The 2,683-nt window shown below is 46.4% G+C and carries 2 protein-coding genes; both read right to left on the reverse strand.

Going from position 1 to position 2,683, the window contains the following annotated elements:
• Positions 1-197 precede the first annotated feature (197 nt).
• Positions 198-878, reverse strand: a complete 681-nt coding sequence (locus VE954_RS34505; protein WP_324961645.1) for a hypothetical protein — start codon at positions 876-878, stop codon at positions 198-200.
• Positions 879-1,017: 139 nt separating this feature from the next.
• Complete coding sequence (gene tnpC, locus VE954_RS34510; protein ID WP_324961650.1) at positions 1,018-2,535, reverse strand: IS66 family transposase; 1,518 nt, start codon at positions 2,533-2,535, stop codon at positions 1,018-1,020.
• Between the last annotated feature and the right edge of the window lie 148 nt (positions 2,536-2,683).

Genomic DNA, 2,683 nt, shown 5'->3' on the forward strand with positions numbered 1-2,683 from the left:
AGCGCGGTCCCAAGCTTGCGATTCCACAGGATCGAGTTGGAATCAATATCCCAGTCACGCGACAGTCCGTGTTCGTACTCGGGTAGAAAAGTTTCTTAAACTTTCTTTAGCGCTGTCCCAAAAATGCTGACACATTCCGCAGGCGCTCAGTCATGCAGAGCCTTTGCTTCTGCTGGCTTAGCAAACGTCTTCATATTTTAAGGGGAAGAGCAGTCAGTAGTTTGGAAGTCATTAAGAAGCAACGGTAAATCCGGTGTTTTTTGGAAGCTGAAATCAAACGTGAATTCGCAGATATCGTCATTCTTTCCATCCTGAAGTCTCGTGATGGTTTGTGAAAGATTCTCACAAGTGACAGGCTCTCGGCATACAAATAGTTTTTCACCGAAATAGAAGTCAGAGTTATTGTTTTTTATTCGCTGTAGGCCCTGTAAAAAGCCACTATAAGTGTATTGAATTTCCGCATTCCAGAAAAGATTCGTTTTAAAATTAAGATTAGGTTCCACGGGTAGTTTTTCTGCTATGTGCACTATAGATCTCATTTCCCTTATAGTACCTAAGTCCTCGGGCGCATCATCAAACCTATATTTTTTTGAGTTCACTAACAGCTTATATTTATACCCCCACTCCCAGTCAAATCCGGCGATGTTTAATTCGCTTTGTCCAGGGCAAAGATCCCAGTAGAAACCACCTGGCATTTGAAAGGCCTGACAAAAAGAGAGATACCCATTGGCCAATATTACCTCTTCAGTTCTGTCTTCAATTAGACATCCTGTAACGCAGTTTTTCTCTGCTGTTACTGAACACGAAATATGGATCAGAAGCGAAGAAAAGAAAATTGACATGTTTAAAATGGAGATAACTCTCTTAATTCTTCCCAATTCTTACCTCCTAGTCCTTTTATCCCTTATCCTATCGGTCGTCGTTCTGTAATCAGTGAATGCTCCACTTGAATAAGCGTATTCAGATGTATTCACGTAAGTGGCTGATTCATATGCCTTACTCACGTCCTTAGGTTGGTCAATGCTTGACCAAAAAGTTCCAGGGTAAGAGTGCCTCGAAGTCATCGACGGACGTGGCCCTGGGAAGCTCTGAAAAGATATGGGAGAGGTAATAGTAGGGTTCAACACTATTCGCGCGGGCGGTAATCACAAGGCTATAAAGAGCGGCACTGGCATTGGCTCCCTTCACGGTATCGGAAAACAACCATGCTCCCCTGCCAAGAGCGAAAGGTCTTATGGAATTTTCTACAAAATTGGTATCAAGCCCAATAACCGGATCATCGAGAAATCGGATGAGTTTCGGCCACTGACCATTCAAATAAGCCAGTGCTTGCCCGGTCAAAGACTTGGGCGGCACCTTATGCAGGGCTGTGTCCAGCCAACCTCTGAGGTCGGATATCACGTTTCTGGACTGGGTTTGGCGGATAAGGAGTCTGGTTGAATCATCCACGCATTCATTTTCGATTCGATAAAGTTCTTTGATGGCGCCCAGCGCATGATCGGCAAATGTCGCCTTGGTTCCGGCCTTCTGGCCCTTGATTGCGTCCTTGAATTTTCTTCTTACGTGAACCCAGTCGCCGACGTGGACAATGCCCGGCACAAGACCAAGGCGCGAATAGCCTTCATAACCATCGGTTTGAACGTAGCCCTTATAGCCCTTGAATATTCTTAAAGGGACTTCACTACTTCGGGTTGGTGAGAACTCATATAAGACAATTTTTTTGCCGTCCTTATCCCACCTCGCGGTAATCCACATGAACGACTTGCTGGTAGGCTTTTTTCCAGGGACTTTGAGAACTTGAATTGGTGACTCATCACACTGAACAAGTGGACCTTCCAGCATCTTTTCACGCAAAAGATTGATGAGAGGAGTTACAAGATCGCCGCAACGAATGATCCAACTGGCAAGGGTTGCCCGGGGGATATCACAGCCAATCCTCTGCAGAATAGCTTCCTGCCGGTAAAGCGGCATCCCGTCTGCGTACTTCGAAGTCGCAATGAAAGCCAGAAGTCCAGGGCTGGCCATGCTTTTAGGGATCGGTTGCGGTGGCAAAGGCATCGCCTTTGGTGTGCATTCTCCGCAGGAGCAGGCATACTTCAGTCGTATCGTTCTGATCACCTGGACCGTGGCAGGAACAATGTCCAGCTGTTCGGTTACTTCCTCACCTATGCGATGAAGCCGCCTTCCAGACACTGGACAGAATTTTTCATCTTCAGGAAGGTCGATAATCCGTTCAACTCTAGGAAGTCTTTCTGGCAAAGCTTTTCGTGAGGGCTTACCTCTGGGCTTGGAATCCTTCGGCTTGTTCCCGTCGCCAGTATCTTCTATCGGGACCGAATCAGCGTCTGCTTCAGCTTCATTGAACAGGAGCTGCTCGCCTGGATGGCGATTGGCTTCACTTTTTGAACCGAATTTCTGGTGTTTAAAGAGCTTGACGAGTTCTTCGAGGTAAGCTACATCTTCGCGCAGACGGGCTATTTCGCGCTTCAGCGCTTCGTTTTCACTAAAAATATTTTGGTGACTCGAAGTTTCCATGGTCGGGATCGGAATAAATCAGCTATTTTGAGACAGTCATAAAAAGAGTTTAGTGTACTTTTCTATCCAAGCACATACATGGATTGCCGTGTGACCGGGATGTTGATCCCGACCTGCTCCTGTGGAATCAGAAGTTTAGGACCACGCT

Source organism: Oligoflexus sp. (assembly GCF_035638955.1).
Taxonomy (GTDB): Bacteria; Bdellovibrionota_B; Oligoflexia; order Oligoflexales; family Oligoflexaceae; genus Oligoflexus.